The 25,290-nt window shown below is 62.8% G+C and carries 26 protein-coding genes and 1 riboswitch; of the genes, 11 read left to right on the forward strand and 15 right to left on the reverse strand.

Features of this window, described 5'->3' with window-relative positions; translation table 11 throughout:
• Positions 1–83 precede the first annotated feature (83 nt).
• Complete coding sequence (locus NKI64_RS01380; protein WP_352666258.1) at positions 84–1,007, forward strand: sugar kinase; 924 nt, start codon at positions 84–86, stop codon at positions 1,005–1,007.
• A 7-nt stretch (positions 1,008–1,014) separates the two neighbouring features.
• Here the strand turns inward: NKI64_RS01380 and NKI64_RS01385 are convergent, their stop codons facing one another.
• Together NKI64_RS01385 and hisC are read right to left on the reverse strand one after the other, a co-directional pair.
• The gene (locus NKI64_RS01385) at positions 1,015–1,950 is read right to left on the reverse strand and encodes a prephenate/arogenate dehydrogenase family protein (RefSeq protein ID WP_352666260.1); all 936 of its coding nucleotides are present in this window, start codon (positions 1,948–1,950) and stop codon (positions 1,015–1,017) included.
• A 4-nt stretch (positions 1,951–1,954) separates the two neighbouring features.
• Positions 1,955–3,064: a histidinol-phosphate transaminase gene (hisC, locus tag NKI64_RS01390; RefSeq protein ID WP_352623534.1), complete on the reverse strand. Its 1,110-nt coding sequence runs from the start codon at positions 3,062–3,064 to the stop codon at positions 1,955–1,957.
• 126 nt (positions 3,065–3,190) lie between these two features.
• Positions 3,191–3,268, forward strand: a riboswitch (SAM riboswitch).
• A gap of 55 nt (positions 3,269–3,323) precedes the next feature.
• Between hisC and metX the strand changes: the two genes are divergently transcribed.
• Complete coding sequence (gene metX, locus NKI64_RS01395; RefSeq protein WP_023685352.1) at positions 3,324–4,493, forward strand: homoserine O-acetyltransferase MetX; 1,170 nt, start codon at positions 3,324–3,326, stop codon at positions 4,491–4,493.
• Positions 4,490–5,104, forward strand: a complete 615-nt coding sequence (gene metW, locus NKI64_RS01400) for a methionine biosynthesis protein MetW (RefSeq protein ID WP_023685353.1) — start codon at positions 4,490–4,492, stop codon at positions 5,102–5,104. Before metX ends, metW begins: the two co-directional genes overlap by 4 nt.
• Before the next feature lie 7 nt (positions 5,105–5,111).
• On the opposite strand, the gene NKI64_RS01405 is transcribed toward metW, so the two are convergent.
• Positions 5,112–5,477, reverse strand: a complete 366-nt coding sequence (locus tag NKI64_RS01405; protein WP_352666263.1) for a DUF1330 domain-containing protein — start codon at positions 5,475–5,477, stop codon at positions 5,112–5,114.
• Positions 5,478–5,725: 248 nt separating this feature from the next.
• Between NKI64_RS01405 and NKI64_RS01410 the strand changes: the two genes are divergently transcribed.
• Positions 5,726–6,661, forward strand: coding sequence for a glycosyltransferase family 2 protein (locus NKI64_RS01410; protein WP_023673297.1), 936 nt, complete (start codon positions 5,726–5,728; stop codon positions 6,659–6,661).
• Between the two features lie 51 nt (positions 6,662–6,712).
• Here the strand turns inward: NKI64_RS01410 and NKI64_RS01415 are convergent, their stop codons facing one another.
• From NKI64_RS01415 to NKI64_RS01425, 3 genes are all read right to left on the reverse strand, one after another.
• Entirely contained in the window at positions 6,713–7,501 is a 789-nt protein-coding gene (locus tag NKI64_RS01415) for a DUF1194 domain-containing protein (protein ID WP_352666265.1), read from the reverse strand.
• Between the two features lie 64 nt (positions 7,502–7,565).
• Positions 7,566–9,386: an ABC transporter ATP-binding protein/permease gene (locus NKI64_RS01420; RefSeq protein ID WP_352463193.1), complete on the reverse strand. Its 1,821-nt coding sequence runs from the start codon at positions 9,384–9,386 to the stop codon at positions 7,566–7,568.
• Between the two features lie 137 nt (positions 9,387–9,523).
• The gene (locus tag NKI64_RS01425) at positions 9,524–10,306 is read right to left on the reverse strand and encodes a class I SAM-dependent methyltransferase (RefSeq protein ID WP_023670688.1); all 783 of its coding nucleotides are present in this window, start codon (positions 10,304–10,306) and stop codon (positions 9,524–9,526) included.
• Between the two features lie 118 nt (positions 10,307–10,424).
• On the opposite strand from NKI64_RS01425, the gene gloB reads away from it, so the two are divergent.
• Together gloB and NKI64_RS01435 are read left to right on the forward strand one after the other, a co-directional pair.
• Positions 10,425–11,192, forward strand: coding sequence for a hydroxyacylglutathione hydrolase (gene gloB, locus NKI64_RS01430; protein WP_023706326.1), 768 nt, complete (start codon positions 10,425–10,427; stop codon positions 11,190–11,192).
• A gap of 20 nt (positions 11,193–11,212) precedes the next feature.
• Positions 11,213–11,638 carry a cupin domain-containing protein gene (locus NKI64_RS01435; protein WP_023706325.1) on the forward strand — a complete coding sequence of 142 codons (426 nt, stop codon included), beginning with the start codon at positions 11,213–11,215 and terminating at the stop codon, positions 11,636–11,638.
• Here NKI64_RS01435 and NKI64_RS01440 read toward each other — a convergent pair.
• From NKI64_RS01440 to NKI64_RS01450, 3 genes are read right to left on the reverse strand one after another with little or no spacing between them, the layout of a single operon-like run.
• The gene (locus NKI64_RS01440) at positions 11,635–12,309 is read right to left on the reverse strand and encodes a lysoplasmalogenase family protein (RefSeq protein WP_023699113.1); all 675 of its coding nucleotides are present in this window, start codon (positions 12,307–12,309) and stop codon (positions 11,635–11,637) included. The genes NKI64_RS01435 and NKI64_RS01440 overlap by 4 nt on opposite strands.
• Positions 12,306–13,193 (reverse strand): aromatic amino acid exporter YddG, encoded by an 888-nt coding sequence (yddG, locus tag NKI64_RS01445; RefSeq protein WP_023670684.1) that lies wholly within the window; start codon positions 13,191–13,193, stop codon positions 12,306–12,308. The genes NKI64_RS01440 and yddG overlap by 4 nt, the downstream gene beginning before the upstream one ends.
• Positions 13,194–13,237: 44 nt before the next feature.
• A complete protein-coding gene (locus tag NKI64_RS01450; protein ID WP_023685359.1) occupies positions 13,238–14,038 on the reverse strand; it encodes a DUF3108 domain-containing protein in 801 nt (266 codons plus the stop codon).
• A gap of 259 nt (positions 14,039–14,297) precedes the next feature.
• On the opposite strand from NKI64_RS01450, the gene rpmB reads away from it, so the two are divergent.
• The 3 genes from rpmB to NKI64_RS01465 all read left to right on the forward strand — a co-directional run bounded on the left by rpmB (position 14,298) and on the right by NKI64_RS01465 (position 16,071).
• Positions 14,298–14,594: a 50S ribosomal protein L28 gene (gene rpmB / locus NKI64_RS01455; RefSeq protein ID WP_023670682.1), complete on the forward strand. Its 297-nt coding sequence runs from the start codon at positions 14,298–14,300 to the stop codon at positions 14,592–14,594.
• A gap of 121 nt (positions 14,595–14,715) precedes the next feature.
• A complete protein-coding gene (locus tag NKI64_RS01460) occupies positions 14,716–15,396 on the forward strand; it encodes a queuosine precursor transporter (RefSeq protein WP_352666269.1) in 681 nt (226 codons plus the stop codon).
• A gap of 3 nt (positions 15,397–15,399) precedes the next feature.
• The gene (locus NKI64_RS01465; RefSeq protein WP_352666271.1) at positions 15,400–16,071 is read left to right on the forward strand and encodes a polyamine aminopropyltransferase; all 672 of its coding nucleotides are present in this window, start codon (positions 15,400–15,402) and stop codon (positions 16,069–16,071) included.
• Between the two features lie 5 nt (positions 16,072–16,076).
• Here NKI64_RS01465 and NKI64_RS01470 read toward each other — a convergent pair whose 3' ends face one another.
• The 4 genes from NKI64_RS01470 to NKI64_RS01485 all read right to left on the reverse strand — a co-directional run bounded on the left by NKI64_RS01470 (position 16,077) and on the right by NKI64_RS01485 (position 20,748).
• On the reverse strand, positions 16,077–17,102 hold the full coding sequence (locus NKI64_RS01470) for an esterase-like activity of phytase family protein (RefSeq protein WP_352443954.1): 1,026 nt from the start codon (positions 17,100–17,102) through the stop codon (positions 16,077–16,079).
• A complete protein-coding gene (gene cobT / locus NKI64_RS01475; RefSeq protein ID WP_023706318.1) occupies positions 17,099–18,997 on the reverse strand; it encodes a cobaltochelatase subunit CobT in 1,899 nt (632 codons plus the stop codon). The genes NKI64_RS01470 and cobT overlap by 4 nt, the downstream gene beginning before the upstream one ends.
• An 11-nt stretch (positions 18,998–19,008) precedes the next feature.
• Positions 19,009–19,995, reverse strand: coding sequence for a cobaltochelatase subunit CobS (gene cobS / locus NKI64_RS01480; RefSeq protein WP_023670677.1), 987 nt, complete (start codon positions 19,993–19,995; stop codon positions 19,009–19,011).
• Between the two features lie 123 nt (positions 19,996–20,118).
• The gene (locus NKI64_RS01485) at positions 20,119–20,748 is read right to left on the reverse strand and encodes a J domain-containing protein (protein WP_032887126.1); all 630 of its coding nucleotides are present in this window, start codon (positions 20,746–20,748) and stop codon (positions 20,119–20,121) included.
• A 169-nt stretch (positions 20,749–20,917) separates the two neighbouring features.
• Between NKI64_RS01485 and NKI64_RS01490 the strand changes: the two genes are divergently transcribed.
• On the forward strand, positions 20,918–21,220 hold the full coding sequence (locus NKI64_RS01490; protein WP_352666273.1) for a BolA family protein: 303 nt from the start codon (positions 20,918–20,920) through the stop codon (positions 21,218–21,220).
• A gap of 11 nt (positions 21,221–21,231) precedes the next feature.
• Here NKI64_RS01490 and NKI64_RS01495 read toward each other — a convergent pair whose 3' ends face one another.
• Both NKI64_RS01495 and NKI64_RS01500 read right to left on the reverse strand, forming a co-directional pair.
• On the reverse strand, positions 21,232–22,785 hold the full coding sequence (locus tag NKI64_RS01495) for an acetolactate synthase large subunit (RefSeq protein ID WP_352666275.1): 1,554 nt from the start codon (positions 22,783–22,785) through the stop codon (positions 21,232–21,234).
• A 113-nt stretch (positions 22,786–22,898) separates the two neighbouring features.
• Positions 22,899–23,150 carry a hypothetical protein gene (locus NKI64_RS01500; protein ID WP_352666277.1) on the reverse strand — a complete coding sequence of 84 codons (252 nt, stop codon included), beginning with the start codon at positions 23,148–23,150 and terminating at the stop codon, positions 22,899–22,901.
• Between the two features lie 173 nt (positions 23,151–23,323).
• Here NKI64_RS01500 and NKI64_RS01505 point away from each other — a divergent pair, with 173 nt between their 5' ends.
• Positions 23,324–25,273, forward strand: a complete 1,950-nt coding sequence (locus NKI64_RS01505) for a PrkA family serine protein kinase (RefSeq protein ID WP_023686732.1) — start codon at positions 23,324–23,326, stop codon at positions 25,271–25,273.
• The last annotated feature ends 17 nt before the right edge of the window (positions 25,274–25,290 follow it).

Below are 25,290 nucleotides of genomic sequence, written 5' to 3' on the forward strand. Positions count from 1 at the left end.
TGCGTTAAAACAAAGAGATAGAGCATGATCGCAAAGAGCGGCAACGGCTTTTGGGGAGAGATCATGCTCGAGCAAGCCGACGCATGAACCGACCGGTGAAACTGCTGAGCGTTGGCGCGCTGACGCTGGATACCATCCTGCGCGTCGAAACCCTGCCCACGCATCAGGGCAAGTTCATCGCCTCGGACGGCATCCAGATCGCCTCGGGCATGGCGACAAGTGCTGCCTGCGCCGCCCGCCGTCTCGGCGCCGAGGTGTTCCTGTGGGCAAGTGCAGGTGACGATGCCGTCGGCGACCAATTGCTGGCCGGCATCGAGGCCGAGGGCGTCGATTGCGGCTTTGTCCGCCGCGTCGAAGGCGCCCGCTCGGCGCTGGCCGCGATCCTGGTCGACGCTCATGGCGAGCGCATCATCGTGCCCTTCTACGACCCAAAGGCGCAGGCCGACCCCGAGGCGGTGCCTGTCGCCGATCTTTCCGGCTTCGATGCCGTGCTGGTCGATGTGCGCTGGCCGGGCGCCGCCGCTCTTGCCTTGACCGCCGCGCGCAGCGCCGGCCGTCCCGCCATCCTCGACGCCGACACGGCGCCGGTTGAGGTGCTGGAGCGCCTGCTGCCGCTGGCATCGCACATCGTCGCTTCGGAGACGGCGGCACGCATCGTCTGCGGCCATGCGCTGGACCCCGAAACCGCCTGTGCCGACCTCGCCAGCCGCACCGATGCCTTCGTGGCGGTTACCGGCGGCGCCGCGGGAAGCTGGTGGCATGACCGGTCCGCCGGATGCGTGCGCCACATCGCGGCGCCGAAGATCAAGGCGATCGACACGCTTGCCGCCGGCGACGTCTTCCACGGCGCCTTTGCTGTCGCGTTGGCGGAAACCATGCCGATCGAGCAGGCGTTGCGCTTTGCCAGCGCGGCGGCCGCGCTCAAATGCCAGCGCTTCGGCGGCCGGCTGGGGACGCCAAACAGGGACGAGGCAATGGCCATGGTCGCGGCGACCTGGCCCGTCTGAAACAGATTTAACTTTTCACCGGGTGCTCGACCGCCTGGCGGCCGAAATCCGGCACGTCGATATCCTGGCCGGCCTCGATGATCGAACGGCGAACGGCCCGGGTGCGGGTGAACAGGTCGAACAGCTTGTCGCCGTCGCCCCAGCGGATCGCCCGCTGCAGCGAGGCGAGGTCCTCCGAAAAGCGCGCCAGCATTTCCAGGATGGCATCCTTGTTGTGCAGGCACACGTCGCGCCACATGGTTGGGTCGGAGGCGGCCAGACGGGTGAAGTCGCGGAAACCGGAAGCCGAATATTTGATCACTTCCGACTTGGTCACCGATTCCAGATCGTCGGCCGTGCCGACGATGTTGTAGGCAATGATGTGCGGAAGATGCGAAACGATGGCCAGCGTCATGTCATGATGCTGCGGGTCCATCGTGTCAATGTTGGAGCCGCAGCGCCGCCAGAATTCCGACAGCTTTTCCAGCGCGGCCGGATCGGTTCCCGGCAGCGGCGTGAAGATGCACCAGCGGTTTTCGAACAGCTCGGCGAAACCCGCATCCGGGCCCGATTTCTCCGTACCTGCCAGCGGGTGCCCCGGAATAAAATGCACGCCTTCCGGCACATAGGGCTGCATTTGCGCAATGACGGAGGCCTTGGTCGAACCGACATCGGTGAGGATGGCGCCTTTTTTCAGCGCCGGCGCGATCTCTTGCGCCACCTCGCCCGACGATCCCACCGGCACCGAGACGATGATCAGGTCGGCATTGCGGACCGCTTCCCTGGCGTCGGTGGTGTAGCTCTCGCCAAGACCGAGCTCCTTCGCCCGTGCCAGCGTGGCCGGGCTGCGCGTCGCGATGGCGACATGGCGGGCCAGGCCCTCGCGGCGGATGATGCGGGCCAGCGACGAGCCAATCAGGCCGATGCCGACCAGCGCGATCTTTTCAAACATCGGTAATGTCATTGTTTCAGCTTTTCAGGAATGTCGTGAGGGCATCGATGACGCCGCGATTGGCTTCTTCGGTGCCGACGCTCATGCGAAGCGCATTGGGAAAGCCATAGCCGGTAACGCGCCGCAATATATAGCCGCGCTGGGTGAGGTAGTCGTCCGCCGCCTCAGCCGAATGCCTCTTGTCGTCGGGAAAGTGGATGAGGACGAAATTGCCGACGCTGGGCGTCACGCGCAGCCCAAGCTTCGTCAGCTCTTCATTCAGCCAGGTAAGCCAGGTCTCGTTGTGCAACGAACTGCGCTCGACATGGGCGCGGTCGCGGATGGCGGCAATGCCGGCCTCGATCGCTGTTGCGTTAACGTTGAAAGGGCCGCGGATACGGTTGATGGCATCGACGATGTGCAGTGGGCCATACATCCAGCCGATGCGCGCGCCGCCAAGGCCGAGCTTGGAGAAGGTGCGGGTCATGACCACATTCTGTGCGCTGCCCGCCAGCTCGATGCCGGCCTCGTAGTCATTGCGCCTGACATATTCGGCATAGGCCGCGTCGAGCACCAGAAGCACGTTGCCCGGGAGCGTGGAATGCAGGCGGCGGACCTCCTGGAACGGCAGATAGGTGCCGGTCGGATTGTTGGGATTGGCGAGGAAGATGATTTTGGTCCGCGGCGTCACCGCGGCCAGGATCGCGTCGACGTCGGCGCGCTCCTCGGTTTCCTTCACAGCAACCGGCTTGGCCCCCGCCGACTGAATGTAGATCTTGTAGACCATGAAGGCATGTTCGGTAAAAATCGCCTCATCGCCTGGCGCCAGATAGGTCTGCGCCAGCAGGCCCAAAATCTCGTCGGAACCGTTGGAGCAGATGATGTTTGCCGGGTTGAGGCCATGCACCTCGGCGATCGCCTCGCGCAGCCGGCGGGCGGTGCCGTCGGGATAGACATCGAGCTTGCCAGCCACTTCGCGCGCGGCCTCGATCGCCTTCGGCGACGGGCCGAGCGGGTTCTCGTTCGACGACAATTTATGGACCTTGGCAACGCCGGCCGGTGCCGTGCTCTTGCCCGGCACATAGGCATCGATGTCCATAATGCCCGCGCGGGGCGTCGGCCGTGCCTTGTCCGCTGTCTTGTCCATGTCGCAAATCCATCGAGAATGCCTCCGTCCGGAGGCCGCAGCGGAAATACAAGCCGTAGCCGCGAATGTCGAGAGGCGGGCAATAGCTGGCCGTTGACGCCGGGCCGCACGAGTTCTAGAAGAACGCAACAGTTCCGTGGTGATTTGGCCGGTCGGCTTGCAGCCACGTTAAACAACTCGCTAAAGGGCCGTTTGCGTGACGTAACCGGCGATCGCATTGCCGGTTTTTTATTGCCTGACGGCGGGCAAGGAGAGTCACATGGCCGCGCTCCGCGCTACAAAAACCAACAACGAGGCCGACAACCCGTCGAGCCCTGTGTTGCGTTTTGGCCCTGACAAGCCGCTGAAGCTCGACGCCGGCACGCTTTTGTCGCCGTTCCAGATCGCCTACCAGACATATGGCGCCCTCAACGATGCCCGCACCAACGCCATCCTGGTCTGCCACGCGCTGACCGGCGACCAGCATGTCGCCAGCACCAATCCGGTGACCGGCAAGCCCGGCTGGTGGGAAGTGCTGATCGGTCCCGGCAAGATCATCGACACCAACCGCTTCTTCGTCATTTGCTCCAACGTCATCGGCGGCTGCCTCGGCTCCACCGGTCCGGCCTCGACCAATCCCGCCACCGGCAAGCCCTACGGCCTCGACCTGCCAATCATCACCATCCGCGACATGGTGCGGGCGCAACTGATGCTGGTCGACCATTTCGGCATCGAAAAGCTGTTTTGCGTGCTCGGCGGCTCGATGGGCGGCATGCAGGTGCTGGAATGGGCGTCATGCTATTCCGAGCGCGTCTTCTCGGCCCTGCCGATCGCCACAGGCGCACGCCATTCCTCGCAGAACATCGCCTTCCACGAGGTCGGCCGCCAAGCTGTCATGGCTGATCCGGACTGGCATGGCGGCAAATATTTCGAGCACGGCAAGCGCCCGGAAAAGGGGCTCGCCGTGGCGCGCATGGCCGCCCACATCACCTATCTGTCGGAAGCCGCCCTGCATCGGAAATTCGGCCGCAATCTGCAGGACCGCGAAGCGCTGACCTTCGGTTTCGATGCCGACTTCCAGATCGAAAGCTATCTGCGCCACCAGGGCATGACATTCGTCGACCGCTTCGACGCCAACTCCTACCTCTACATGACCCGTTCGATGGATTATTTCGACCTCGCTGCCGACCATGGCGGCCGGTTGGCCGATGCCTTTGCCGGGACCAAGACCCGCTTCTGCCTGGTGTCCTTCACCTCGGACTGGTTGTTCCCGACCGAGGAGAGCCGCTCGATCGTGCATGCGCTCAACGCCGCCGGCGCCTCCGTCTCCTTCGTCGAGATCGACACCGACCGCGGCCATGATGCCTTCCTGCTCGATGAACCCGAACTGTTTGCCGCCATCAAGGGCTTCATCGGCTCGGCGGCCCGCGCAAGGGGGCTCGCCTCATGAGCGTCAATGGCAGCCAGCGCGTCGACCTCGAAGTCGTGGCCAACCTGATACCGCCGCAGTCGCGGGTGCTCGATGTCGGCTCCGGCGACGGCCTGCTGCTCGAACTCCTGCAGGAGACCAAGCAGGTCGACGGCCGCGGGCTGGAGCTGTCACAGCGCGGAGTCAATGAATGCGTGGCGCGCGGTCTCTCGGTCATCCAGGGCGATGCCGATACCGACCTCGAATTCTATCCGGACAAGGGTTTTGACTTCGTCGTCCTGTCTCAGACGCTGCAGGCGACCCGCAACCCGAAGCTGGTGCTCGACGAGCTGCTGCGAATCGGCAACCGCGCCATCGTCTCCTTCCCCAATTTCGGCCACTGGCGGGTGCGGCTGTCGCTGTTCGTCAAGGGCCGGATGCCGGTGACCGCGGACCTGCCCTATTCCTGGTACGACACGCCCAACATCCATTTCTGCACCATCCGCGACTTCGTCAATCTGGTCGAGGAACTCGGCGCTTCGGTCGAGAAAGCCACCGCGCTCGACGGCAACGGCCAGAAGATCGGCCTGTCGATGCCATGGTGGTTCTGGAATTTCTTCGGCCAGCAAGCGGTGTTCTTGCTGAAGCGGTAGTTTGCCCCTATTCCAGCACGTCCGTCGCCTTGTGCGGGTGCTGAACGCCATCGGCGATGATCACATCGGCGTGGGAGTTGTCGGTTCGCAAGGCCAGAATCTCCCGATAGGCTGATGAATCGTACCAGCCCCACGCATTCCCCCTGTCCGGAAATTCGATGACGATCAGATGCCCGGGCCATTCGTTTTCGGCCACGTCCATGTCGCCGCCGTGGACAAGGAAGCGGCCGCCGAACGGCTCCAATGTGGCATCGATCCTCTGCAGACACTCGACAATCTGCGGGCCCAATGTGGCATCGATCCTCTGCAGACACTCGACAATCTGCGGGCCCATTGTGACTTGACGCATATGGGCGACGGCGTAGGCGGCCACGGCTGAACTCCCTGTGAGATCGAAGCCCGACGACCGGCTTCGTTGGCGCAATCTGCAGACATGATGGCCATCGGTCGATTACGTCTGGAGTAATCGGCCGGCTTACCGGCGTCCTGGCTCAACAGTTTGTGATGACATTGCCGCTGGTTTTTTGTAGCGTCGAATCGAATTCCATCCCGGGGTAAGGCTTGGACGGCGACCATCAACACCTCCGGCCTCCAGGCATTTCGGGGCACAATCGAAGCAACATGTCCAAGGCAACCGACCTCGCTCCGCTGATCTCGGTGATCACACCGACGCACAATCGCCGCAGCAAGGTGGTGCGCGCCGTGGAGAGCGTGCTGGCGCAGAATTTTCCCCGGTTCGAACACATTGTCGTCGATGACGGCTCGACCGACGGTACGGCAGCCGCACTTGCCGAAATCCGCGATCCACGGCTGATCTATGTTGGCTCGAAATGGCGCGGCGCCAATGCCGCCCGCAATGCCGGCATCGAGCGGGCGCAGGCGCCGGTGGTGACATTCCTCGATTCCGACGACGTCTATTTGCCGGATCGCCTGGCGCGGACGCTGGAGCAGTTCGACAACAATCCCTCGCTCGAAGTGCTGATCAGTTCCTTCGTGTCGCTGAAGGGCAATCGCCGCACCAACTGCGTCAACCGCGAAGCGCTGCTGAGCCGCGACTCGCTGGAGCGGGCCCTTGTCGCGCAGACCATCTTCATTGCCGGGTCGGCAATCACCGCCCGGCGCGAGTCGCTGCTGGCCATCGGCGGCTACGACAGTGACGTCACGCGCATGCAGGATCGCGAATTGTTGCTGCGCTTTGCCCGTCGCAGCGGCGCGCAGCTGTCCGAAGTGATCGACTGGAAAAAGTACAACTCGGAGAATTCGATCTCCGGTCGCCGGGACGGCTATGTCGAAGCCTATGCGAGCTTGATCGACAAGCACCCCTATATCGCCGACCGCTACCCCTACATTCCGCCTTACATGATCGCCCGGCAGCTCATCGCCGATGCACTCAAGGGCAGGGTTTCGCAGGCGTTCTCCGGCTATATGGCCAACCGGTCGTCGAAGGCGCTTGGCTATTCGCTGCCGCAGCTGTTGCGTGGCTATGTCGGCGGCCGGCGCTGGCGCCGCGATCTCTATGCCGAATTTCGCGACAAATACGGTGCACGGCCGGCCTGAAGTTTGCCGACAAGCCGCGCAGCGGCTTTCCCCTCCGAACTGCCTCAAACCTCATTTGTCGAGTTCCGGCAGATATGGGTCGGAATATAGCCGCCGGTCGCGTTCGCCCTGCAGGCAGTCCATGGGTGCGGCGGCATCGATCGGGACCACGGTCGCATCGGCGATGCCGCTCACCTCCAGGATCAACTTGCGGCGTATGGCGGTGGCGAATTCCGAGGCCGCATAGATCGGCAACACGAAGGAGCCGGGCCCACCGGTGACGCAGTCGTCATAATACTGGTCGAGATGGCTGAAGGTCGGCGACGGGCTGATCAGGATCGGCAGGCCGTTGATGACAATACCCTTGGCTACAGCGGCATCGCGTGTCGTGGCGACGGGCGGCCCGGTGTTGTTGGGACCGTCGCCGGAAATGTCGATGACGCTGCGTGGCGCATCGAACCCCGTGCCCTCGAACAGCCCGGCGCCGAAGGCAAGCGCACCGGAAATCGAGGTGCCGCGAAAGCTGCGGAACGGCCGCGCTTCTATTTTGTCGGCGAAGGCGCTGGCGCTCTCTGCGCTGTCGATCACCTGCCAGGCGATGACGCCATCCTCGCGCACGACGCCCGCCCATTCGAAATAGGCAAGCGCGATGCGCCCGGTGGTTCCCGAGCGCACGGCCTTGATGAAATCGGGATGCCTGAGCGCCTCGACATAGCCAGCGCGCTGCAGCGCGAACTCCCTCTCGTCCATCGACTGTGAGATGTCGACGGCCAGCACCAGTTCGACATCCACGGCAACGGCCGGGGCAGCCACGGGCGTGGTGCAGGCAAGGCAGGCAAGCAGGCTGAGCGCATCGAGCATGGCCGCACCACGGATGTTTCGACCCGTGAATCTTCGCCGCGATCGCGGCGAAATAAAGCCCCTTCTACTTCTTTCGCCGCACGGCCGCTTTCGGCGGCGGGTCGATGGCGCCGGTCCTGACTCGGGCGGGTTTCAGTGGCGCAGCACCCGTATCCTTCACGATGTTCAATGCGCGTGGAAAGAAATGACCATTGTGCAGTCCGCGCCCGATGTTGAGGATCGCGGTTTCCGGCAGGCGTTTCTCCAGCATGGACAGTACCCTTCGCAGCGAAGGACCATCGAACGCGTCCATCGCTTCGTCGATGATCACCCATTTCGGCTGCCGCAAGGCCAGTCTGGCGAAGGCCAGCGACCGCTGTTCGTCATCGTTGAGTTCACGCTCCCAGCGTGCGGAACGGTCGAGCGAGGATGACAGCCGCTCGAGGCCGACCTCGGCCAGCACCGCCCCAAAATCAGCATCGCCAGCCGGCGCCGAGGCATTCGGATGCAGCACTTCGCGTAACGTGCCGGCAGGAAAATACGGAACACGCGGCACGAAAATCGGCGTTTCTCCGGCCGGCAAGCCGATCCGCCCGCTGCCCCAGGGCCAAAGGCCGGCAATGGCGCGGAAGAACAATGTCTTGCCGGCGCCTGGGTCGCCGGTGATCATGACGCGCTCGCCGGGATGGATCTCGACATGGCTGTCTGAAAGTTTGGTGCAGCCCTCCGGCGAGGCCACTTGGAGCTTCTCGAAGGTCAGGCTGCCATTGGCGTTATCGCCGAATTCGATGCGCTTTTCCTTGTCGTGCAACACATCGGTTTCATCGAGCGCAATGCGGAAGTCGGCAACGCGCATCAGCGTGGCGCGCCAGTCGGCGATGCCGCCGATATTGTTGATGAACCAGCGCAGCGACGAGTGCACCTGGTTGAAGGCGCCGACCGCCATCATCAACCCGCCAAAGCTGATATCGCCTGAAAAATAGACCGGCGATGCCACAAGGATCGGCGCCACCACGGTGATCCAGCCATAGGTATCGGTCACCCAGGACAGGTTGATCTGCGCTTTGTAGATGTTTCGCATCGCGCCCAGCACCGTGCCAAGGTCGATTTCGAGCCGTCTCTTGGCATCGGCTTCGCCGTGATAGAGCGCGATGGCGTCGACATTCTCGTTGACGCGCACCATCCCGGAACGCAGCTCGGCCTCGCGGGTGTAGCGGTCGCTGTTGAGGCGGATCAGCGGCCGCCCGACCAGCCAGCTCAGCCAGGAGGCGATGCCGGCATAGAGGAACGCGGCCCAGACCATGTAGCCCGGTATCGCCAGCGACCAGCCGTTGATGTGGAAGACGAAGCCCGACGAGAGTTGCCAAAGCACGCCGACGAACGACACCAGCAGGACGAAGGATTGCAGCAGGCCGACGCCGAGGTCCGTCGACAGATCGGACAGATGCGCAGCATCCTGCTGCATGCGCTGGTCGGGATTGACGCCGATGGCGCCGGCATTGGCGAGCCGGAAGGCCCGCGCCGGCCGCATCCATTGGTCGATCAGGTCGAGCGTCAGCGCCTCGCGCAGCTTCAGCCGGATCATCTGGTTGAGCCAGGTCTGAGCGATGTTGAGCAGCAGCAGCGTGCCGGCAATCACGGCAAAGATCATCAGCTGATGCAGGAAGGCCGCCATGTCGCGACGCGCCAGCGCATCGTAGAAAGGCTGGTTCCAGCGGTTGAGCAGAACCTGGCCGATCGACGTCGCGACGATGACCGCCATAATGCCGACCGACGTCCAGACCAGCCACTTGCGCACCGGTGAGCCTATCAGCGCCCGTTTTATCGTCGCCACCTGATCGCGCAGGCTGCTGGCTTCGACGGTTACCGGCTGAGCGGTGGCGGACTTGTCCGGTTGATCAGCCATGCACGAGGTCCTTGCGTTCAGAAGCGTTGCTGAAACCAGATGGAGAGACTTGAAGGCATCCGCCGCTCAAACGGACCGCGAATGCATCTGCGACAGATAGGTGGGAAAAACCCACGCAACACCAGTTTTCATGATGATCACGAAGGTGTCACCTGACGCGTCGTCGATGTCACCCCTTCCGCCCGGCGGCCAAGCCGCGTCGCACCGTGCGGTGACAGTACCGGCACGAAGACACGGCGCGAGGCGCGCTGCGCGACCGGCACGCCCTGATAGAGCCGCTTCTGCGCCTCGACCACGATGACGCCGGAAAAGATCGGCCAGAACCGCCGGCCGGCGCGCTCCAGCACATTGTGGAACCGCATCATGAAGCGCCGCGGCGATGGCGGGAAGAACAGCGCGTCGGACCAGGAAGCCGGTGTGAAATTCGCCTCGCGCAGCAATTCTGTCAGCTGGCCGCGCGAGAACGGCCGGCCATTGCCGAACGGCGTGTGCTCGAACCGCGCCCAGACACCGCGCCGGTTGGGCACGACGATGACGACGCGCCCTGCCGGCGACAGCACCCGCCAGATCTCGTTCAGCGTCTCGCGCGGGTTTTCGACATGTTCAAGCGAATGCACGAGCAGCATGCGGTCGATGCAGGAATCGACCAGCGGCAATTCCTCGTCGAAGACCAGCGCCGTCGCCGTCGGTCCGTTCGCCGGCCAGACGACGGCCCCTTGCGTGGCAGGCATGAAGGCAAACACCCGCTCGGCATCGGTGCCGAACCGCTCCAGCCACGGCAAGGTATAGCCGAGCCCGACCAGCCGCTCATTGGGCACTGTTGCCCATATTGAGGACAGCGCCATGGTGATCGAGCGTTCAGCCAGGCGGCCGAGCGTGGTCGAATAGAAGGAGCGGAGATCGACGATATCGGAATGCATGCGCGGGACGGTAGCTGCGATGCCGCCCAAGTTCAACAAAGCCGGCACGTTCTGCAAAGCTAGAGTGACATCGGCGGCCAAGCGCCCTATGTCTGCGCCAACAGATGGAGAGATGCCAATGCCCGTCGAAATCGAACAGTTCATGTGCCGCAGCGACAATTTCGGCGTGCTGGTGCATGACCCGAAAAGCGGCGAGACCGCCATTATCGACGCGCCCGAAGAAGCGCCGATCATTGCCGCGATCGAGCGTACCGGCTGGAAGCCGACGATGATCCTGACCACCCACCACCATGTAGACCATGTCGAGGCCAATCTGGCGCTGAAGGAGCGCTTCAAGCTGCGCATCGTCGGACCGGAGGCGGAAAAGGAAAAGATCCCCGGCATCGACGAGACCGTCGGGCAAGGCTCGGTCGTCCATCTCGGCGGTGAGCGGATCGATGTCATCGCCACGCCCGGCCACACAGCGGGCCATGTCTCCTATCATTTTCCGGCCTCGAAAGTGGCGTTCACCGCCGACACTTTGTTCGCGCTCGGCTGCGGCCGGCTGTTCGAATGCAAGCCGCCGGTGATGTATGAGTCGCTGAAGAAGCTCGCCGCACTCCCGGCCGACACGGTCATCTATTGCGGCCATGAGTATACGCTTTCGAACGCCCGCTTTGCGTTGACCGTCGACCCGACCAATTCGGCGCTGAAAGAACGCGCCGCCAAGATCGAGACCCTGCGCGCCGACAACAAGGCGACGCTGCCGACCACGATCGGCGAGGAATTGTCGACCAATCCGTTCCTGCGCTGGCACGACCCGGCGATCCGCAAGCATCTCGGTATGGAGGCGGCCTCCGACGCCGAAGTGTTCGCGGAAATCCGCAAGCGCAAGGACAATTTCTGAGCATCATTCCGGGATCAGCCATGACCAGCGCCGCTGAAATCATCGCCACGCTCGGCCTCAAGCCACATCCGGAAGGCGGCTGGTATGCCGAGACCTTTCGCGACGGCGCCGGGCGCGGCCATTCGACGGCGATCTATTTCCTCCTTGAACAGGACCAGATTTCGGCCTGGCACCGGGTCAAGGACGCGGCCGAGGTTTGGCACTTCCATGCCGGAGCGCCGCTGGCGCTGTCGATGTGCGAGGAAGGTAGTCCAATGCTTAACCAGGTGATCGAGCAGGTGCTCGGCATTGAGCTTGCGGCGGGCGAGCGGCCGCAGATCGTCGTGCCGGCCGGCTGGTGGCAATCGGCGCGCAGCCTCGGCGAATGGACGTTGGTCGGCTGCACCGTGGCGCCGGGCTTCGACTTCGCCGCGTTTGAAATGGCCGAGCCGGGCTGGCAGCCTTAGGCCAGAAGAAAACCAAGAGTTATGCAGAGTTGGGCGGCATAGTAGAGCACCCAGACCGCATAACGGATGCCGGCGCGATAGGGTGCTATTGCCGGAACCAGGAATTTCTCCGCGGCAAGCAGCCCGTCCGATGCCATGAACATAACAGCGCCGCCGATGACCCACGGATTGGCGAGCGTCAACGCCGAGATGCCCATCGCCAGAATGGCCGCGATATAGATGGCGATCGGCACCCGCAGGCCGGGACTGACACGGCGCCAGAGCGCCGCCAGCATGACGACTGCGAAGGCCGCCATGGCAAGCGCGATGGCGCCGCGCCATGTCTCGGTGCTGAGCACATCCAGCCCGCCGCCGCCGAGCAGGAAGAGCGGCACATAGAGGACATGCGCCGCAAGGAAGCTGGCCAGCCCGCCGAGGAAGGCCTTTTCGCCGTCACGCGACAGGAAGGCATCGCCGACGCCGCTGAGCAGCAGTGCGACGACGAGCAACAGTGGCCCACCTTGCATGAAGGCGAGTGCCGCAAGCATGGCCACGGCCAGCGTCTTTGCCGCCGAGCGGGCCAGCGTCGGCCGCATATCCAGGGTGAAGGCGTAGATCACTGCCGCCACCAGCGAAAAAATCAATGTTGCATTTGCGTTGGCGTCGATGCCGCCGGCAAACGGCATCGTCATGCGCTTGCCCCGCCAGTTGCCGCCTTGCGCAGGAACAACGATTTCGCCGCCAGCGCCGCGCCGCCGGTGATCAGTACGCAGGCAGCCAGGATACGCAGCGACGGCTCGGCAACGCCCGCCGCGATCAGCACCAATGTCGACAGCAGTGGCGCCGCATAGCTTGCCGCGCCGAGCACCTGGATGTTGCCTCGTTTGACGCCGATATCCCAGGCGTAGAAGGCGGCACCCACCGGCATCAACCCCAAACCAACCACCGCCAGCCACTGGCCGGGGCCATCGGGCAGCACCGTCTTTTCCAGCAGAAGATGGCAGATGAGGGACAGGGCTGCCGTGGCGGCGCAGAACCAGGTGACGATCGAGGTCGGCACCGCCGGAAAGCGCCGCGACAGCAGTGAATAGGACGACCACAGCAGCGCACAGACGGCCGCCATCGCATAGCCGAAGGTGTAGCGAGCATCGAAGGCGAGGCCGCCACCCTTGGTGACGATCAGCACGGTCCCGGCGAGCCCGAGCAGCGCGCCGACGACATGGTTCCAGGCCAGCTTCTCGCCCGGCATCAGCGCTGATCCCAGCACGATCAGCAGCGGCCACAGATAGGCGATCAGGCTTGCCTCGACCGCCGGCGCGTTGCGCAGCGCGGTGAAATAGAAGAAATGGTAGCCGAACAGTCCGGCAATGCCGATCACCCAGACCTGGCGTGGGATCTTCAGGCTTTTATCGGTCGCCGGCATGAACAGCCGGGCAACCAACCCGACGGCGGTGCCGATGGTGAAGGTGATGGCCGAGAGCAAGAATGGCGGCACGGCGCCCGACGCATCGGTGAGCAACGCCAGCAGCGCCCACATGGCGACCGCCGAGAAACCGATCAGTGTTGCGCGCCCCATGCCCGTCTCCGGCGACTCGCCCCATTCTATTCGGGTGGGCGCGTCTATTCAGTAGCTTCGAACCGCCCCGCGCTGACAGTCAAGGTGCCGATCTGCGTCCCGACCGTGGCGTGGATCGGCGCATATATGCCGGTTTGGCCGAGCGGTGCAAACGTCACCATCATCTGGCTCTTCTTCTTCAGGTAATTCAGCGCCTTGCGGCCCTTGCGGTAGCCTGCCACCGGCTCGAAGCTCATCTTGCAGGTAACGGTGTCGCCCTTGTAGCCCTTGACCGAGATCGATCCTTTCGAGGCGTAGGTCAGCGTCAGGTCGGCGCGCATCTCGCCGTCATAGAATTTCACCTTGCGCCCACAGACCTGGTCGAGGCTGTCAGCATGGATGACGGTAGCCGCCATCGGATCGAGCACCGATGCCAGATCGTTGCTGCCCAGCGGTATCCAGTTTTTGGGATTGCGCTTTTTCGGCTCGGGAATGATCTGGGTGGCGGTCACCGCGCCATTGGCAAAGCGGATATCGACCATGGAAGCCTTCTTGCCGGACTTATAATCGGCGCGAAATACCTGCGGCTGCATCTGCTTGCCCAGGATCTTGCCCTTTGACGAGATCGTGCCGCTCGTGTCGTCGAACAAGGTGGCGAGACCCGCGCTGGAGACGGTGCCGTCTATGGAATAGCTATCGCCTTCGTAGTGGCTGGAAAATGTCGCCTTGGCCACGGAAAGGCCCAGGAACGACACCGTGTATTCGCCCTTGAAGGACTGTGCGGTGGCTGCGGGCGCGGCGGCAAGGGTTGATGTTGGCAAGGCGGCGACAAATATGGCGACAACGGCATGTGACGGGCGAAGCATGGCGGGCTCGGTCCTTGATTTTTTTAACCGGAGGCGGGCGACTCCGGCTTGAAATGTCCCTGTCCGACCGCTTATAGGCTGAATTCCGGCCTTTATGTGAAACGCCCGTCACAGTCGTGGGCAAGCCGGAGCTTGACGCATTGGCGAAATGCAACTAAGGAACGCCAACTTTTCCATAAGGCCGCCTGACTGAAACCGCGCGCCACCCGGCGCGGGCGAACAAGGTTTGGCAGGCTAGACAGAACTGAAGGTTAGAACCATGTCCCGCACCTGCGAACTCACTGCCAAGGCAGTCCAGACCGGCAACAATGTGAGCCACGCCAACAACAAGACCAAGCGCCGCTTCCTGCCGAACCTCGTCAATGTGACGCTGATTTCGGAAGCGCTGAACCAGAATGTGCGCCTGCGCATTTCGGCCAACGCGCTGCGTTCGGTCGAGCATCGCGGCGGCCTCGACGCCTTCCTGGCCAAGGCCGACGCCAAGGAATTGTCGCAGCGCGCGCGCCTGTTGAAGAAGCAGATCGCCAAGAAGCTGGCCGACCAGCCCGCCGCTTAACGATATCAAGGCGGGGGACGACCGCCCTGAGCATCGGAGCAATCCGATGCTCAAAACTTCTAAGGCAGCGCGACCCGAACTTCGGCTAGCGCCTGGCTGGTTCCATTACCAGGATAAAAAAATGACTTCCTTCTCGCGATATCTGCCCTTTGTGGCCGCCATGGCGCTTGTCGTCGTGGCATCGAACATCCTCGTGCAGTTCCCGATGCAGGGCCAGGCCGGCGGTCTGTCGCTGGGCGACATCCTGACCTGGGGCGCCTTCACCTATCCCTTCTCCTTCCTGGTCACCGACCTTGCCAACCGCCGCTACGGGCCGACCGTGGCGCGCCGCATCGTCCTTGTCGGCTTCATGACCGCGGTAGTCTGCTCGATCCTCGTCCCGCCCTTCCTGTTTCGCCACGGCCTGATCGAGTTCGAGACATCAGCCGACCGGCTGGTGCGCATCGCCACAGCTTCCGGCGCGGCCTTCCTTTGCGCGCAATTGCTCGACGTCACCGTGTTCAACCGGTTGCGCCGGCAGAGCTGGTGGCGCGCGCCGATCGTCGGCACGCTGGTCGGCTCGGTGTTCGACACCCTGGTGTTCTTCAGCATCGCCTTTTCGGCCGCCTTCGCTTTTGCCGGCCCGAACGACAGCTTTGCGCTGGAGACGGCGCCGCTGATAGGCGTGCTGCCGGTCGAGTCCATGCGCTGGGTCTCCTGGGCGCTGGGCGACCTCTCTTTGAAGCTGATCATCGCTGTTGTGGCCCTGATCCCCTACCGGCTGCTCGCCGCCCACTGGAGCCAGCCGGCCGTGGCTGTCTAGGCCGTGATTCCCTGGGTCCAGCTCGGCTCGGCCAAAACGCCTGACGGCGGACAGGAACTGCGCCTCAAGCAGCGCGGCAGCGAATTCTCGATCATGCTCGGCACCAATGAGCTGATGAACAGCCGCCTCAGCGGCTCCGAGGAAGCGCTGGCCAAGCTCTCCTGTGAAAAGATCGGCGGCCGCGCCCAACCGAAAATCCTGATCGGCGGCCTCGGCATGGGTTTTACGCTGCGCGCTGCGCTTGCCCAAATGGGCGCCGACGCAGGCATCACCGTTGCCGAGCTTGTCCCCGCCGTCATCGCCTGGGCGCGCGGCTCCATGGAGGCGGTCTTCGCCGGCTGTCTCGACGATCCCCGTGTGACGGTTCGCGAAGCCGACGCCGGGCACATCATAAGATCCGACAAGGCAGCCTGGGACGCCATCCTGCTCGATGTCGACAATGGCCCCGAAGGCATCGTCTACAAGGGCAACGACGCCCTCTATGGCGCTGCCGGCCTCGGCGCGGCGCGTGCAGCGCTCAGGCCCGGGGGCGTGCTGGCTGTTTGGTCGCAAGGCCCCGATGCCGGCTTCACACTTAGGCTCAAGCAGGCGGGCTTTGTCGTGGACGAGGTGAAGACGCGCGCCAATGGCAAGCGCGGCGCGCGCCACGTCATCTGGATCGCCACCAAGCCTTAGGTCTCTCAATCCTGGTGCAGGATGAATTCCAGATAGAGGTTGCGCTGCAGGATCGAATGGTTGTCGTCCGAGATCAGCGACACCATCAGCGCTCTGTCATCGCGGGTCCAGACGTCGAGTCCTTCCATATTGTCGATCTGGTAGCCCATGTCGGCTTCCATCAGCACCGGCCCGTCGGCAACCGCGCCCTTCTCGACGCTTTCGCCATAGATGCGCCTTAGCCGCATCCTGACACCGCCGGCCATCGAGAAACTGCGCTCCAAAAGCAGCAGGTCGCCATCCGGCAGGAAGGCGCCGTCAGTGATGTCGAAATCACCGTTGCGCTTGACCGTGAAGACGCCCTTGTGCGGCCCTTCGATGATGGCGGCATAGATGTTGCCAGCCTTGTCCAAGCTCTTTTCCGAGACCACGACGAGGCCGCCCTCGTGCTGGCCGTTGGGATTGGCGTGGGTGACGGTCTCGAAACCGCGGTTCTGTCGCAGTTCGCGGGCTGGAACCAGAAAGTTCAGTTGCTTGAACGGGGCCGTCATGTTGCTGGGGTCAATCTTGAACTGGGCGACGCGGTGATCGCGCTCGAAGCCGACGGTGGCGATGCCGTCCTTGACTGCAAGGCCCTCGGCATCGACTTCCCATTTCCTGTCGATCGGCCGGCCCTTTTCATCGACCATCTGCTGCATGCGGAAATTCTGGATGCCGGACGGCCGCTTGTCGGCATCATGGGTGATCGAGCCGAAGAACCAGAAGCCCGTATCGGCGACGCCGATGAAATCGCTGCCGGGTTTGACGAACCGAAATGCCGACAGCGCGCCGAAATCGCGCGTCGTCGAGTTCATCTCAAGACCGCCGACGAATTCCAGCAGCCCAAACTGCTTGTCGGCGCTGCCGATATTGAAGGTGGTGATCGGCCGCGCCGAGACTTCGACCGGCTCGACCGCGCTTGGGCCGGCGGCGATGGCCGGCGCAAACGCCATGCCGAACAAGGCAGTGACCGCGAAGAGCATCTGCCGAAACCCGCCGCGCAAAAAAATCATCCAGCGCGCCGGTAGCCGCCGCGGCGTGTATCGCGCACGTTTTCCTCGGCAAACAGCGAGGCCAGCTGCTCGGTCATGGCGCCGGCCAGTTCCTCGGCATCGACGATGGTGACGGCGCGCCTGTAATAGCGGGTGACGTCGTGGCCGATGCCGATGGCCAGAAGCTCGACCGGCGAGCGCGTCTCGATCAGCTCGATGACGGCGCGCAGGTGCCGCTCGAGATAGTTGCCAGGATTGACCGACAGCGTCGAATCGTCGACCGGCGCGCCGTCCGAGATCATCATCAGGATCTTGCGCTGTTCGGGCCGGGCGATCAGCCGGTTGTGCGCCCATAACAACGCCTCGCCGTCGATGTTTTCCTTGAGCAGGCCCTCGCGCATCATCAGGCCGAGATTGCGCCGGGCACGGCGCCATGGATGATCGGCGGATTTGTAGATGATGTGGCGCAGATCGTTGAGCCGGCCGGGGTTCGGCGGCTTGCCGTCCTTCAGCCACTTCTCGCGAGCCTGTCCGCCCTTCCACGCCCGCGTGGTGAAGCCGAGGATCTCGACCGAGACGCCGCAGCGCTCCAGCGTGCGCGCCAGAATGTCGGCACAGGTGGCGGCAACCGTGATCGGCCGACCGCGCATCGAGCCCGAATTGTCGAGCACCAGCGTCACCACCGTGTCGCGGAATTTGGTGTCGCGCTCCTGCTTGAACGACAACGGCTGCATCGGGTCGATGACGACACGAACCAGGCGTGCCGGATCGAGATAACCCTCTTCGAGGTCGAAATCCCAGGAACGGTTCTGCTGCGCCATCAGGCGGCGCTGCAGCCGGTTGGCGAGCCGGCCGACGACGCCGGAGAGATTGGCCAACTGCTTGTCGAGGAAGGCGCGCAGCCGGTCGAGTTCTTCTTCCTCGCACAGCTCTTCCGCACCGACCGTCTCGTCGAAGGCGGTGGTGAAAACCTTGTAGTCGATCTCTTTCGGCAGGTTGGCGAAGGGGTTGTCGTTACGGCGCGCCTCGCCCGGCGTTTCGGCGTCCGCATCGTCATCGTCGGAAAGATCGTCGGCAGTGGCGTCGGAGGCCTCAGTCTCGGACGACTGTTCGTCGTCGGCCGAGGCCTCGGCATCCTCGGACTGCGACTGCTCGGAGCCGGAATCGTCTTCACCGCCCTCCTCGCTCTGCTCCTCGCCTTGCGGCTGGTTGTCGTCATTGTCCTCGGAGTCTTCGGTTTCCTGGTCGTCGCCGAGTTCCTCGGCCATCTCCATGGACGCAAGCATCTCGCGCACGACGCGGGCAAAGGCCTGCTGGTCGCCAAGCTTGGCCGACAGTCCGTCGAGATCGGCCTTGGCTTTTTCCTCGACCCAGGGCCGCCAGAGGTCGACCAGCCGTTCGCCGCTCTTCGGGATCGGCCGTCCGGTCAGCTTTTCGCGCACCATAAGCGCCAGCGCCTCCTCGATCGGCGCGTCGGCCTTGTCCTTGACGTCGACAAGGTTGGCCTTGGCGTATTTGTCCTCCAGCATCGAGCCGATATTGTCGGCGACGCCCTGCATGGCGCGGCTGCCGATCGCCTCGACGCGGGCCTGTTCCACGGCGTCATAGATCGAGCGCGCCAGCTTGCCTTCCGGCGCCAGTTTGGTGTGGATGCGCTGATCGTGGCAGGCGCGCTTCAGCGCCATGGAATCGCCCAGGCCACGAGTAATCGCGATATCTGTCTTGGACGCTTTCTTCGGCAGTTCGGGCAGTCGGGCGCGGCTGCCGGCGAGCGCCGGGCGGTCCTTGGCGAAACCAACTTCGAGCTCCTTGTCGCCGGCGATGGCGCGCATGCAGACGGTGACGGCACGCTTGAAGCTGTCGGCTTCAGACCCCGTCTTCGACTTGTTGCGCGTGTTGTCGCCCGGACCCGCCATCGAGGCTCTGCTCAGCCCAGCACCACGTTGGCGGCGCTCTCGGGCAGGTCCTCGCCGAAGGCGCGCTGGTAGAACTCGGCCACCACCGAACGCTCCAGCTCGTCGCACTTGTTGAGGAAGGTCAGCCGGAACGCCATGCCGATATTGCCGAAGATCTCGGCATTTTCGGCCCAGGTGATGACGGTACGCGGGCTCATCACGGTCGACAGATCGCCATTGATGAAGGCCGAGCGCGTCATGTCGGCGACCCGCACCATCTTGTTGACGATGTCCTTGCCCTTGCCGTCGCGATAGTGCTTGGCCTTGGCCAGCACGATGTTCACCTCATTGTCGTGCGGCAGGTAGTTCAGCGTGGTGACGATCGACCAGCGATCCATCTGCGCCTGGTTGATCTGCTGCGTGCCGTGATAGAGGCCGGTAGTGTCGCCGAGGCCGACCGTGTTGGCGGTCGAAAACAGCCGGAACGCCGGATGCGGGCGGATAACCCGGCTCTGGTCGAGCAGCGTCAGGCGGCCCGACGATTCCAGCACGCGCTGGATGACGAACATCACGTCCGGACGGCCTGCATCGTACTCGTCAAAGCAGAGCGCGACATTGTGCTGGTAGGCCCAGGGCAGGATGCCGTCGCGGAATTCGGTGATCTGCAGGCCATCCTTGACAACGATGGCGTCCTTGCCGACGAGGTCGATACGGCTGACATGGCTGTCGAGGTTGACGCGCACGCAGGGCCAGTTCAGGCGGGCTGCGACCTGTTCGATATGCGTCGATTTGCCAGTGCCGTGATACCCCGACACCATGACGCGGCGATTGTAGGCAAAGCCGGCAAGGATCGCCAGCGTCGTCGCCTTGTCGAACAGATAGTCCGGATCGATGTCCGGCACATGTTCCGAGGTCACCGAATAAGCCGGCACCACCATCTTGGACTCGAAGCCGAATTTGTCTTTCACCGACACCGTCGTGTCGGGCAAATTGGCGATGTCGCGATCGACCTTGTTCATCTCTATCCAAGTCTCCACGGGCGAAATGCCTGATTTCGCCGGCAATCGATTTTGTCCGGGGGCGGTCTTAGAGCCTTTTCCACCCTTATGAAAGTTGGAAAACGACACGAACCGTTAGGTTGCTCAGCACAAACCCGCCTGCTTGAGCACGCGATAGGCCTGCAGCACATCGCGGAACCGGTCTTCCGAACCTCTATCGCCGCCATTCGCATCCGGATGGTGGCGCTTCACAAGTTCCTTATAGCGCGCCTTGATGTCCTTGCCAGTCGCCTTTGTATCAAGGCCAAGCGTTTCCAGCGCCTTGGCCTCAAGCGGCTTGGCCTTGCGTTCGCGCGCCTCGCGCGGGTCCTTCGGCCCTTTGAACAGGTCGAAAGGATCGCGCATGCGGTTGTAATAGCCGGCGCGACCGGAACGCTGCTGGGCGAAATCGGGCGAGGAGCGCGTCGAGGCGCCGGCGACGCCCATCTTCCATGTCGGCCGGTGGCCGGTCATCGCTTCCTTCTGGAAGCGGGCTATCTCGGTGTCCGGCACGCCGGAGAAGTAGTTGAAACCCTTGTTGTATTCGCGCACATGATCGAAGCAGAACTGAAAATACTCGCCTTCCTTCATGCGTCCGACCGGCGCCCGGTGGGTACCGGCCTCCTTGCAGCCGTCCCACTGGCAGATCGGCGAGTGCGACTTCAGCTCCGCATCCTTGTCGGGACGGACCCGAATTTTCTCGAAATATTTGGGGTACGGTTTCATCTCACCCATTTATGGGCTGTTCGCACGTGCGAAACAAGAATTGACATTTTCGCGATCATCGCCCTAACCGCTGAATCGCGGCATAAAGCAGGGCGAATGGCAGATTTTTGAGGCGGCCCGGCGGGATCGATCCCGATTTCCCGATCACGCCTTGCAGATATGGTGAAGGGAGATGGCGATGTCCATACAGGCGACGATTGAAGACAAGCTGAACAAGGCGTTTTCGCCGGAGCGGCTGGCGATCGTCAATGAAAGCCACCTTCATGCCGGTCATCACCACCACGGCTCCGACGATCACGGTGCCTATGACGGCACCGGCGAGACGCATTTTCGCGTCCGCATCGTCTCATCCGTCTTTGCCGGCATGAGCCGCATCGACCGCCACCGCGCCGTCAACGAATTGCTCGCAGCGGAGCTGCAAGCCGGCGTCCATGCGCTGGCAATCGAACCGGCTGCACCCGGCGAAAAGACCCGTTGGTAAGTCTCTCCGCCTCAGATCACCGCTTCGATGAGAAACGGTCCCGGACGCGACAGGGCACTGTCGAGCAGCGCGTCGAACCGCTCGCACGTGTCGGCGCGGGCCGCCTCGACGCCCATGCCTTTGGCCAGCGCAACCCAGTCCAGCGCCGGATGGTCGAGATCGAGCATGCGCCTGGCGTTCTCGCCGATCTCATTGACCCCGACATTCTTCATTTCGCCATGCAGGATGGCGTAGGTCCGGTTGGAAAAGATGATGGTCACGACGTCAAGCTTTTCCCTGGCCTGGGTCCACAGTCCCTGCACCGTGTACATGCCACTGCCGTCGGCTTCGAGATTGATCACCTTGCGGTCCGGGCAGGCGATCGCCGCGCCGGTAGCCATGGGAATGCCGCCGCCGATCGATCCGCCCGTACCCATCATGTAGTCGTGCGGCGCCGCAAAGGCGGATAGCGTGAAGAACCGTCTCGCCGAGGTGACCGCTTCGTCGCAGACGATGGCATTGGCCGGAAGTTTGCGCGCCACCGACAGCGCGATGGCATCGTCCGTCAGTCTGCCGCTCAGCGTCGGTTCGTCTGGAAAGGCGGTTGCGGCGGCGAATTGCTGCGGCGGCTTGATGCCGAGCTCGTCGGCCAGCGCCTCCAGCGCCGCTTTCAGATCCTGGCCATGCGCCGCCAGCGAAAGCACCTTGCAATCGTCCCGAACCAGCCGCCCGGGCTTGCCGGGATAAGCGAAGAAGGCAACCGGCTCCTTGGCGCCGACCAGCACCAGCAAATCGATATCCCGGAGCGTGGCCGTCGCCGCATCGACCGGATAGGGAATGCGGGTCGGGGCGAACCGCCCGCGGCCGCGCTGCATGCGGGCGATCAGAACCTCACTGAACAGCCTGACATCGCTTCCCGATGAGATTCTCCCTGCGATTTCAAGTCCATCGGCGCGCGCCGCCTGCCCACGCACCACCATGGCGACACGGCCCGGCGCGGCGCGGATTGCTTCGGCGATCGTGCGCACAACAGCCATGTCGACGGCGGGCGGCGGCTCCAGCTCCACCTTGCCAGGTGAAATCGCAGCAACTTCGCCCCAGGCGGCATCCGCAGGCAGGATCAGCGTCGTGACGCCAGGCGGCGTGAGTGAGGCGCGGAAAGCCGCCTCTGCGGCCGGCACAATATCGGCCGGCCCTTTGACGCGGCCAACCCAGTTCGACATTGGCGACGCCAGGCCTTCTATGTCGCTGGTCAGCGGGGCATCGAGCGGCAGATGGTAAGAAGCATGGTCGCCGACAATGTTGATCATCGGGCTGCGCGCACGCCTTGCGTTGTGCATGTTGGCCAAACCGTTGGCGAGACCCGGTCCGGTATGCAGCAACGTTGCTGCCGGGCGGTCGGTCATGCGCGCATAGCCGTCGGCGGCGCCGGTCACCACGCCCTCGAACAGGCCGAGCACGCAACGCATCTGAGGTTTGCGGTCCAGTGCGGCAACGAAATGCATTTCGGATGTGCCAGGATTGGCGAAGCAGACCGTGACGTCATTGGCCAGGAGCACGTCGCACAGCAGATCGGCGCCATTCATGATTTTCTTTCCCAATCGACAATTCAGGAACAATTGCACCTGTAGGCGCCGGGTCGGCAATGTCCCGCCGGGGCTTTTGGTCTGATCCAGGACGCCTCGCGGGGATCCGGCGATCAACCGACGGTCCATTCAAGGAAGGCCAGCATCGCGGCGGTCAACGCGTCGCCGTCCTCGCCGAAGTCGTGATTGATCGACATATGCGTGTAGGCGTTGCCGTCGAACAGCGTCACTTCAGTGCCGATGGCGCGCAGGCGTTTGGCAAAGCCTTCGATTGGTCGTCGCGGCCTTCGGCGCGCGAATAGGCGATGAAGGTCGGCGGATGCTTGTGTCCATCGAGATAGCTGGCCGGCGACAACGCCGCCCATCAGCGCCGCAGCACCGGGCAACCCGCCATTCCAGCCACTCCGAATGTTTCCTCCCAAGCCTTCTACCCGGATTGCAGCCACTCTCCTTCATGTGAAGGGAACCAACAATGCTTTCCGACAGTTGAAGGTGATGAGGCGATTGGAATCCAGATCGGCTCCGAGGGCAGAACATCATGCGTGCAACCCAATCCGACGTCTTCGATCTTTTTTCGGAAATTTATGCCAATGCGGCGGACGAAGAGGTCAGCATCCAACAGTATCTTCTTGCCTGTCGGGAAGACAAATCGATGTACGCTTCGGCGCCCGAAAGGATGGTCGACGCAATCGGCGAACCAAAACTGGTTGACACCAGCAAAGACGAGCGCCTCGGCCGCATTTTCGCGAATCGGACCCTCAAGATCTACCCTCATTTTTCCGACTTCTATGGAATGGAGGATACGATCGAGCGCATAGCTGGATATTTCCGCTATGCCTCGCAGGGGCTCGAAGAACGCAAGCAGATCCTCTATCTCCTCGGCCCGGTCGGCGGCGGCAAATCCTCTCTGGCCGAGCGCCTGAAGAAACTGATGGAGCAGCGCCCGATCTACACGCTGAAGGTCGGCAACCAGATCAGCCCGGTTTTCGAGTCGCCGCTTGGGCTGTTCCATCCCGATCACATGGGTGATCTGCTAGAGGATAAATACGGCATAGCCCGGCGCCGGCTGAACGGATTGATTTCGCCATGGGCGGCCAAGCGCCTCGACGAATTGTCTGGCGACATTTCCAAATTCAGCGTTGTCAAGCTGATGCCTTCGCGGCTGCGCCAGATCGGCATTGCCAAGACCGAACCTGGCGATGAGAACAATCAGGATGTCTCGGCCCTGGTCGGCAAGGTCGACATCAGGCAATTGGAAAATTTTAGCCAGTCCGACCCCGATGCCTATTCCTATAGCGGTGGCCTGAACCGGACCACGCAAGGTCTGCTTGAATTCGTCGAGATGTTCAAGGCACCCATCAAGGTTCTGCATCCGCTGCTGACCGCGACACAGGAAGGCAGCTACAACGGCACTGAAAATTTCGGCGCCTTTCCCTACCAGGGGATCATCGTCGCCCATTCCAACGAGTCGGAATGGCAACAGTTCAAGAGCAACAAGAACAACGAGGCGTTTCTCGATCGCATCCTGGTGGTCAAGGTACCCTATTGCCTGCGGATCACCGAAGAGAGGCAGATCTATGAGAAATTGCTGCGTGAGAGCGAGTTGGCCGCCAGCCCCTGTGCCCCTGAAGTTTTGGACATCCTCAGCCGCTTTGCAGTTTCGACGCGCTTGGCCGAGCACGACAACTCGCCGCTCTACACCAAGATGCGCGCCTATGACGGCGAAAATCTGAAGGAAGTCGATCCCAGGGCAAAGTCGGTCCAAGAGTATCGCGACGCCGCCGGCGTCGATGAAGGCATGACGGGCGTCAGCACGCGCTTTGCCTTTAAGATCCTTTCGCAGACATTCAACTTCGATAATGAGGAGGTGGCCGCCGATCCTGTGCATCTGATGTACATTCTGGAGGAGGCGATCAAGCGGGAGCAGTTCCCGAAGGAAACGGAAGCGGCCTATCTTGAATTCATCAAGTCGGAGCTTGCGGCGCGCTACGCCGAGTTTATCGGCCACGAAATCCAGAAGGCCTATCTGGAGTCCTATAGCGAATACGGCCAGAACCTCTTCGACCGCTACATCGCCTATGCGGATGCCTGGATTGAGGACCAGGACTACAAGGACCCCGACACCGGCCAGATCCTCAACCGGGAGATCCTGGACAACGAACTTTCGCAGGTCGAGAAACCGGCAGGCATCGCCAATCCCAAGGACTTCCGTAACGAGGTGGTGAAGTTCACTCTGCGCGCTCGCGCGAGAAACCACGGCCGCAACCCGTCATGGACCAGCTATGAAAAACTGCGCGAGGTCATCGAGAAGCGGATGTTCGGACAGGTCGAGGACCTCTTGCCGGTGATCAGCTTCGGCTCCAAGCAAGACAGCGTTACGGAAAAGCGCCATAACGAATTCGTACAGCGCATGATCGAGCGTGGCTACACAGAACGGCAGGTACGCCGGCTGGTGGACTGGTACATGCGGGTGAACAAGGCGGGTTGACAGAGCCGGATGGTTCC

The organism is Mesorhizobium sp. M0478 (assembly GCF_040321305.1).
Taxonomy (GTDB): Bacteria; Pseudomonadota; Alphaproteobacteria; order Rhizobiales; family Rhizobiaceae; genus Mesorhizobium.

Bases quoted from the DNA above. Each gene is read 5' to 3' on its own strand.
- NKI64_RS01450 (WP_023685359.1), bottom strand. From the start codon at position 14,038: ATGCTTCGCCCGTCACATGCCGTTGTCGCCATATTTGTCGCCGCCTTG.
- NKI64_RS01460 (WP_352666269.1), top strand. From the start codon at position 14,716: ATGACTTCCTTCTCGCGATATCTGCCCTTTGTGGCCGCCATGGCGCTT.
- NKI64_RS01490 (WP_352666273.1), top strand. From the start codon at position 20,918: ATGTCCATACAGGCGACGATTGAAGACAAGCTGAACAAGGCGTTTTCG.
- cobS (WP_023670677.1), bottom strand. From the start codon at position 19,995: ATGAACAAGGTCGATCGCGACATCGCCAATTTGCCCGACACGACGGTG.
- gloB (WP_023706326.1), top strand. From the start codon at position 10,425: ATGCCCGTCGAAATCGAACAGTTCATGTGCCGCAGCGACAATTTCGGC.
- metW (WP_023685353.1), top strand. From the start codon at position 4,490: ATGAGCGTCAATGGCAGCCAGCGCGTCGACCTCGAAGTCGTGGCCAAC.
- NKI64_RS01385 (WP_352666260.1), bottom strand. From the start codon at position 1,950: ATGACATTACCGATGTTTGAAAAGATCGCGCTGGTCGGCATCGGCCTG.
- hisC (WP_352623534.1), bottom strand. From the start codon at position 3,064: ATGGACAAGACAGCGGACAAGGCACGGCCGACGCCCCGCGCGGGCATT.
- NKI64_RS01410 (WP_023673297.1), top strand. From the start codon at position 5,726: ATGTCCAAGGCAACCGACCTCGCTCCGCTGATCTCGGTGATCACACCG.
- NKI64_RS01425 (WP_023670688.1), bottom strand. From the start codon at position 10,306: ATGCATTCCGATATCGTCGATCTCCGCTCCTTCTATTCGACCACGCTC.
- NKI64_RS01415 (WP_352666265.1), bottom strand. From the start codon at position 7,501: ATGCTCGATGCGCTCAGCCTGCTTGCCTGCCTTGCCTGCACCACGCCC.
- NKI64_RS01380 (WP_352666258.1), top strand. From the start codon at position 84: ATGAACCGACCGGTGAAACTGCTGAGCGTTGGCGCGCTGACGCTGGAT.
- cobT (WP_023706318.1), bottom strand. From the start codon at position 18,997: ATGGCGGGTCCGGGCGACAACACGCGCAACAAGTCGAAGACGGGGTCT.
- NKI64_RS01500 (WP_352666277.1), bottom strand. From the start codon at position 23,150: ATGGGCGGCGTTGTCGCCGGCCAGCTATCTCGATGGACACAAGCATCC.
- NKI64_RS01420 (WP_352463193.1), bottom strand. From the start codon at position 9,386: ATGGCTGATCAACCGGACAAGTCCGCCACCGCTCAGCCGGTAACCGTC.
- NKI64_RS01470 (WP_352443954.1), bottom strand. From the start codon at position 17,102: ATGATTTTTTTGCGCGGCGGGTTTCGGCAGATGCTCTTCGCGGTCACT.
- rpmB (WP_023670682.1), top strand. From the start codon at position 14,298: ATGTCCCGCACCTGCGAACTCACTGCCAAGGCAGTCCAGACCGGCAAC.
- NKI64_RS01435 (WP_023706325.1), top strand. From the start codon at position 11,213: ATGACCAGCGCCGCTGAAATCATCGCCACGCTCGGCCTCAAGCCACAT.
- NKI64_RS01505 (WP_023686732.1), top strand. From the start codon at position 23,324: ATGCGTGCAACCCAATCCGACGTCTTCGATCTTTTTTCGGAAATTTAT.
- NKI64_RS01495 (WP_352666275.1), bottom strand. From the start codon at position 22,785: ATGAATGGCGCCGATCTGCTGTGCGACGTGCTCCTGGCCAATGACGTC.
- NKI64_RS01440 (WP_023699113.1), bottom strand. From the start codon at position 12,309: ATGACGATGCCGTTTGCCGGCGGCATCGACGCCAACGCAAATGCAACA.
- yddG (WP_023670684.1), bottom strand. From the start codon at position 13,193: ATGGGGCGCGCAACACTGATCGGTTTCTCGGCGGTCGCCATGTGGGCG.
- metX (WP_023685352.1), top strand. From the start codon at position 3,324: ATGGCCGCGCTCCGCGCTACAAAAACCAACAACGAGGCCGACAACCCG.
- NKI64_RS01485 (WP_032887126.1), bottom strand. From the start codon at position 20,748: ATGGGTGAGATGAAACCGTACCCCAAATATTTCGAGAAAATTCGGGTC.